This window comes from Vibrio sp. M250220 (assembly GCF_036533795.1).
Classification (GTDB): Bacteria; Pseudomonadota; Gammaproteobacteria; order Enterobacterales; family Vibrionaceae; genus Vibrio.
Window position 1 is genome coordinate 1 of the sequence record NZ_JATABI010000084.1, and the last position, 6,021, is coordinate 6,021.

Annotated in this window: 6 protein-coding genes and 1 pseudogene; 4 read left to right on the forward strand and 3 right to left on the reverse strand. The window is 45.1% G+C overall.

Annotated elements, in window-relative coordinates; all coding sequences use genetic code 11:
- Nucleotides 1-141: 141 nt before the first annotated feature.
- Nucleotides 142-378 (reverse strand): annotated as a pseudogene (locus tag QTN94_RS19015) (MFS transporter); the annotation flags it as partial.
- A 97-nt stretch (nucleotides 379-475) separates the two neighbouring features.
- On the opposite strand from QTN94_RS19015, the gene soxR reads away from it, so the two are divergent.
- A complete protein-coding gene (gene soxR / locus QTN94_RS19020) occupies nucleotides 476-940 on the forward strand; it encodes a redox-sensitive transcriptional activator SoxR (protein ID WP_331417822.1) in 465 nt (154 codons plus the stop codon).
- Here soxR and QTN94_RS19025 read toward each other — a convergent pair.
- Nucleotides 914-1,789 (reverse strand): AEC family transporter, encoded by an 876-nt coding sequence (locus QTN94_RS19025; protein WP_331428536.1) that lies wholly within the window; start codon nucleotides 1,787-1,789, stop codon nucleotides 914-916. The two genes, soxR and QTN94_RS19025, sit on opposite strands and share 27 nt — an antisense overlap.
- A 120-nt stretch (nucleotides 1,790-1,909) precedes the next feature.
- On the reverse strand, nucleotides 1,910-2,386 hold the full coding sequence (locus tag QTN94_RS19030) for a peptide-methionine (S)-S-oxide reductase (RefSeq protein WP_138971092.1): 477 nt from the start codon (nucleotides 2,384-2,386) through the stop codon (nucleotides 1,910-1,912).
- Nucleotides 2,387-2,687: 301 nt separating this feature from the next.
- Between QTN94_RS19030 and QTN94_RS19035 the strand changes: the two genes are divergently transcribed.
- The 3 genes from QTN94_RS19035 to QTN94_RS19045 all read left to right on the forward strand — a co-directional run bounded on the left by QTN94_RS19035 (nucleotide 2,688) and on the right by QTN94_RS19045 (nucleotide 5,850).
- Entirely contained in the window at nucleotides 2,688-3,689 is a 1,002-nt protein-coding gene (locus tag QTN94_RS19035; protein ID WP_331428537.1) for an ABC transporter substrate-binding protein, read from the forward strand.
- 4 nt (nucleotides 3,690-3,693) lie between these two features.
- Entirely contained in the window at nucleotides 3,694-5,052 is a 1,359-nt protein-coding gene (locus QTN94_RS19040; protein WP_331428538.1) for a GGDEF domain-containing protein, read from the forward strand.
- 189 nt (nucleotides 5,053-5,241) lie between these two features.
- A complete protein-coding gene (locus tag QTN94_RS19045; protein ID WP_138971094.1) occupies nucleotides 5,242-5,850 on the forward strand; it encodes a YitT family protein in 609 nt (202 codons plus the stop codon).
- Nucleotides 5,851-6,021: the final 171 nt, after the last annotated feature.

A 6,021-nucleotide genomic window follows, 5' to 3' on the forward strand; every position in this document is an offset into this window, starting at 1 on the left:
AGGCCACGGGCGGCGAAGATGAGAATTTAGATTTTTTCTTCTTCATGCATTAAGCATGACGGCTAGAAATGATCACTCAATTAGGAATGTTGGATCAATTGCGTTAACTCACACTTTTTGTCAATGGACTGCTGGTGAACGCTTACCAAGGATCAGCAATAATTTCCGTGAGTGACGATCAATTAAGGTCGCAAAAAATGGCGTGAGGACAAATGATGTTGCGGTACAGGTGAGAGCAACCAAGGCAATGAATGTTCCCATGTCGGGTGTGCTTAACATGACCCACGGCAAAGCCATCATGAAAAGACCGGATGAAATACCATCAAAAAAGCGCCCTGAAAGGTAAGGCAAAGTTCTATTTTTCGTCACTAGTCTCATCGAAATATCCTTATGTAATCTGACTGAGTTAGTGCTACTGTAAAACCTCAAGTTAACTTGAGGTAAAGCGCGAATTTTAATTTATTTGGAGTGCAATATGGAAATGAGTGTGGGAGAAGTGGCGAAAAGAGCGCAAGTCAAAGTCTCAGCGTTACACTTCTATGAGCAAAAGGGATTGATCTTCAGTTGGAGAAATCAGGGCAATCAACGTCGCTATCATCGCAGCGTACTGAGGCGTATCGCAGTGATTAAAGCCGCTCAGGAAGTCGGACTAACGCTGGAGGAAATTGCGGAGTCACTGGGTCATTTGCCTAAGCATCAGGCTCCTAGCCGTCAGGAATGGGAGCAGATGGCATCCGGATGGAAAGAGCGTTTGGAGCACAGAATTCAGCAGCTTAAAGCTCTTCAAGATGATCTAGGTGGCTGTATCGGCTGTGGTTGTTTGTCTATGGAATCCTGTGCTATCTACAACCCTCAAGATATTCGTGCTGAAACGTTCAAAGGTAAAACCATGCTCACCAACCCTGAAGAGTGGTCACAAGGAGAGGGCGAACCCGAGTAACATTGGCAGTGTCAGCACACTAAAGAAGTTACTGAACAGTACCATTGACGCGACTTTCGTTGGCTCTATCTGAAAGCGTTCAGCAAACAGATAGTTCATCACCGCTGGTGGTAGCATGGTAAAGAGCACCATCATTTGTAGCTGCATCGGCGGTAGAGGAATGAATAGATAGATCACCGTGAAAGCAGCTGCACCGGTTGCCAGTGATTGCAACGTACATAAGATTCCCACTTTTATGCCGCTCAACCTGAGGTTACACATCTGTGCTCCAAGCGAAAGCAGCATGACAGGAACAGCCGCCTGACCGAGTAACGAGGTCGCTTCATAGAGTGGTGTCCATACACCGATATCGGAAACGTTAAGGATTAGCGCTAAGCTTGCCGCGATAAAGATCGGCATCTTTACGATCTGTTTGAAAGGGTTACCTTCACTGAGGAGTGCTAAACCGAGGCTAATATGTAGGCAAGCCGAAACCACAAATAGCAAAACCGCTGACCCGAGCGCACTGTCTCCGAAAGTGTAAGTGAACAACGGGATAGCGAGGTTGCCACTGTTACGAAACATGTGTGGAGGCGCCCAAGCTTTATAGTTTAGCTTGGTGAGTTTGCATAAGGGAAGCATGAGGATGCCAGGTAACAGCACCGCGATGGCGGCAGCGCTTAAAAGCGGCACTTGCTCAGTATCCAGAGGCATAGCGACCAGCGATGAAAATACCAACGCAGGGGTGAACGCATCCATATTTATACGGTTAATCGGCCTAAAGTCGGGTTTAAGCCATCTACCAACGGAAAAGCCAACGGCAATCAGCGCGAACACAGGGAAGAGAATCCCGACCACTTGTTGAAACATTTCAATCCTTGAATAGCGTTATACAACTTAGACTAACTTACTGGATCTTAAATCATTAAAACAGGGTAATGTCGCTTTTAACGTCAATGTCAGTTGATTCACGCGCGGTTGCTCTGCTGGCTACTTACGATATTTGTGCAGCACATTGACGGGAATGTGGCAGTAGTCATTTGGAAATCGAGTTAATCGATCTTGGTGCTCGTCATCGCTCTTGACGTAATTGGTCAGCAGCATCACTTCAACTGCAATTTTCTTGCTGTCAGGACGCGCAGCAATGTACTGGCGGGCTTGATTTAAGTGCTGCTCATCTCGGCTGTAAACACCGGTACGATACTTCTTACCGATGTCTTCTCCTTGCTGGTTAACGCTATAAGGATCGATAATCTCGAACAGATAATCCATTAACTGTTCAACAGAGAGCAATTTAGGATCGAACTCAGTACGAACACATTCTGCGTAGCCATCATATTGCCCCGAGGTTGTGCTTGAGGTGCCATTGGCTCTACCAGCTTCAGTGGTGACAACGCCGGGTAAATGGCGCATAAACTCTTGCACACCCCATAAACATCCGCCTGCAATATAGATCTCGTGTAACAAAACATGGCTCCGTTGGTCGATTTAGACTGGCAATTAAAACAAATTCCGTTGCCTAGGAATAGTGATCATTCGTCAAGCGAATCTGTGCACAGATATAACAGGAAGCATGGAGAAAAAGAGAACAGGTAAGACGAACTGGCGGATATCGCTTGCGGGTCGGAAGGGCTGGTTTTTGTGAACTGGCGTTAAGTTTTAAAGAAATTATTCATGACAATCTGAAAAACTTGAGCTCTTGATTCACTTTTTTAATTCATAGGCTAAATTTATATGTGCTAGGTTTCTTATGCAAATGGATCTGCCAATGATACCTTTTATAAAGAATAATAAATTGGCGCTTAGTGTTTCTGTGCTTATGTTGTGCGCGGTAGCTTGGGGCGTGATAAACGAAGTGAAGATGAGTCAGATGGCGACCTCTTCAAAAATAAGAATAGGGGTTTCTCTAACACCCTTATCATCGCCTTTTTTGGTTGCTGACCAACTGGGCTTTTTTAAATCCTTTAATCTAGATGTCAGCTTACACCCTTGTTCGAGTGGTGCCGCTTGTACAAACTTGATGCTAGATCGCAATGTCGACTATGCAACGGCATCGGAGTCTGTTGTGATGTTCCAAAGCTTTCAGCGTGATGATCTTTCTTTGCTTGTTAGTTTTGTTGAATCAGACAACGACCTCAAACTTCTCACACTCGTGCCTGCCAGTATTCACAGCGTCAACGAGTTGGAAGGTCGTAGGGTAGGCATCATCAAGGGCACGGCCAGTGAGTTCTATTTCGACTCGGTACTTATCAGCAACAATCTCAAGCATATGCCCGTAGAGAAAGTCTATTTGCAACCACACGAAATGGTACCGGCATTGCTTTCATATCGGGTTGATGCAATATCGGCATGGGAACCAATGGGCTTTGAAGCGGATTTATTCTCTGTTGCGGATGTCGCGAATCTAGGGGTTAAAGGGATCTATCAATTGTCATTTAACCTGATTGCTCGCTCACCTTATCTAGAGTTTGTTGGTGATGAGCCGACCCGCTTACTACAGGCTCTTGATAAGGCGATTGAATGGATAAACAGCAACCCAGAGGAGGCGATTGCGATGATCGCGACACGACTTGACCTTCCGCCTAGCCAAGTCAAGTGGACATGGCAGGACTACCTGTTTCGCTTATCCTTGGGTAATTCGCTACTCTCAAACTTGCAATTACAATCTCGCTGGGCGATTGAAATGGGGTTAGTCGAAAACTCGCCGCCGGATTTCAGAGAGCTACTTTACCCTTATCCGTATCAGCAAGCGATGGAACTGAGGGATTGACGCTATGTTGGATTCTCTGTTCAAGAAAATGTTTATCCTTTCAACGACAACGATGATGTTGACGTTATTCATTGTTATCTCTTTCTCAAAGATACATGCCGAACAGAAGCTAACGAAATTCGAGCTGGATCAGCTTATTGAGCTACAACTGTGCGTCGATTTATTGCGCAGCCAATTATGGGTGTTTAAACAGTTTGGTGACCAGCCAAGTTTGCATCAGGTCGAGATCGCACACGCTGAGTTGGACACTAAACTCACCGCTTATAAGAGTAGCAACATTCTCCTCGACAACATTCAACACATGAACCGAAGCCTTCATATTTTGCTACTGCAAGAAAAAGAGCTCTATTTTGATGGTTCTGGTAGACGCAAAGAAACGGATTCTGACGATATCAATGCACGTAACCTGCTGCATTCGCGCTACAACATGATTGTCCAAAACATGACAGAGGAGCTCGCTTACGTTCATCAGCTTGTCTTGAATCGTAATGTCACCAATCTACAGAGTGTTATGGCGACAGCTGCTGCGTGGCTGATCATCTGTTCCATTTTAGTGAGCGTCACCGCTTGGCTAATTTTGTTCCGTTTTAAATCGGGTGCAGAAGCAATGAAAGCAGCGATCATCGATCTTGCTAAGGGGAAATTGGACACCAAGGTTGAAGCGGTAAAAATGGACAGTGAGTTTCGTGTTATCGCCAGCTTTTTTAATCAAATGACCGTCTCGTTGTGTCGTTCGACGGTCACGCGTAAAGAGCTTGAAGAAGAAGTGCTCAGACAGACTCGACAGCTCAAACATAAGCAGGAGCAACTGCTGTTCTTATCCGAACATGACCCACTCACCAACTTAATGAACCGCCGCGCATTTGATAAACAGCTTGAGAATGCGATGATCAAAGCTAATCGCAGTGGCTGTAAATTGGCGTTGCTGTTTATTGATCTCGACGAGTTCAAACAAGTTAACGACACCTATGGTCATGATGCTGGTGATGTGGTGTTAGTCAACATTGCGCAGCGATTAGAAGAGAGTGTACGCGAGTCGGACTTTGTTGGTCGTTTAGGTGGGGATGAGTTTGTTATCTGCTTAGACTTGCTTCACGATCTGTCCATTGTCGATAAAAAAGTTCAGCAAATCATAGACGTCATCAGTCAGCCGATTGTATTTGACGGCCACACGCTCGTTATTGGAGCGAGTGTTGGTGTTAGCCATTATCCTGAACAGACCAAAGATAAAGATTCATTGCTCAGCTTAGCTGACGAAGCGATGTATAGCGCGAAAGGTCGCAGTGGGGGGGATGAGAAGGCCAATAAGCCGGCTGCCTCTTCAGAGTCAAATGTGGTCAATTTATCACAACGCTCCAAGTAACTTTAGCGTCTAGTGTACATTTTGTTTAACACAGTCCTTACAAGTGATTTCCTGTCAGATCTCGACATTTTTGTCATTAATCGACATCTTATGCGGGTTTGATTCACCGGTTTGTGAATCTGATTGCCCATCGAAATACGTCATCGTTATGTCTATTTCGATTTTGGTACTAATGGATAGGAAGTCTAAATGGATAAAGAACATAGTTTGCGCGAAAACTTACTTGCGCTTGTTTTGGGTAGTGCTCTGGTCTCACTGGGCGTTATCTTTTTCAATAAAGTCGGTCTGCTGACAGGCGGTACTGCGGGATTGGCAATCTTCCTGACTAAGGTGAGTGATTTCAGTTTCGGTCAAATCTTTTTTGCGCTCAATTTGCCGTTTTACATTTTATCCGTCACCCGAATGGGATGGCGATTTACGCTCAATACCTTCATTGCCGTTACCATTGTTTCATTCGCGGTTGACCACTTACACCATGTAATAGAGATTGCCCGCATTGACCCATTTTATGCGGCGCTTCTTGGCGGAGGGATGATCGGTATTGGGATGCTGGTGATATTCCGTCACAAGATGAGCTTAGGTGGATTCAATATTTTAGCGCTGTTTCTGCAAGAACGATTTGGTATTCGTGCGGGTAAAGTGCAAATGGCATTAGACTGTACGATTGTGATCATGTCTTTGTTTATTGTCGATATTTCGTTGATTGCTCTGTCGGTAATGGGCGCAGTCGCGACCAACTTGATTCTGGCAATGAACCACAAGCCGGGTCGTTATCAACCCCAAGCAACAACAGCATAGAAAAAGGCTTAGCTTCGGCTAAGCCTTTTTTATTTTCAGCCCTAAACCACCTACTTCAGTAGGTGGTTATCATCCGTTTCGGCTTTGCCTGTAAAACTACTCATGCTAAATGCGTCTTTGATTTTTCCAGAAGTCAAAGAGGACAAATAACATGAGTAGATACAATCAAGC

Excerpts from the sequence above, each read along its gene's own strand:
- soxR (WP_331417822.1), top strand. The coding sequence starts at position 476 with ATGGAAATGAGTGTGGGAGAAGTGGCGAAAAGAGCGCAAGTCAAAGTC.
- QTN94_RS19035 (WP_331428537.1), top strand. The coding sequence starts at position 2,688 with ATGATACCTTTTATAAAGAATAATAAATTGGCGCTTAGTGTTTCTGTG.
- QTN94_RS19040 (WP_331428538.1), top strand. The coding sequence starts at position 3,694 with ATGTTGGATTCTCTGTTCAAGAAAATGTTTATCCTTTCAACGACAACG.
- QTN94_RS19025 (WP_331428536.1), bottom strand. The coding sequence starts at position 1,789 with ATGTTTCAACAAGTGGTCGGGATTCTCTTCCCTGTGTTCGCGCTGATT.
- QTN94_RS19045 (WP_138971094.1), top strand. The coding sequence starts at position 5,242 with ATGGATAAAGAACATAGTTTGCGCGAAAACTTACTTGCGCTTGTTTTG.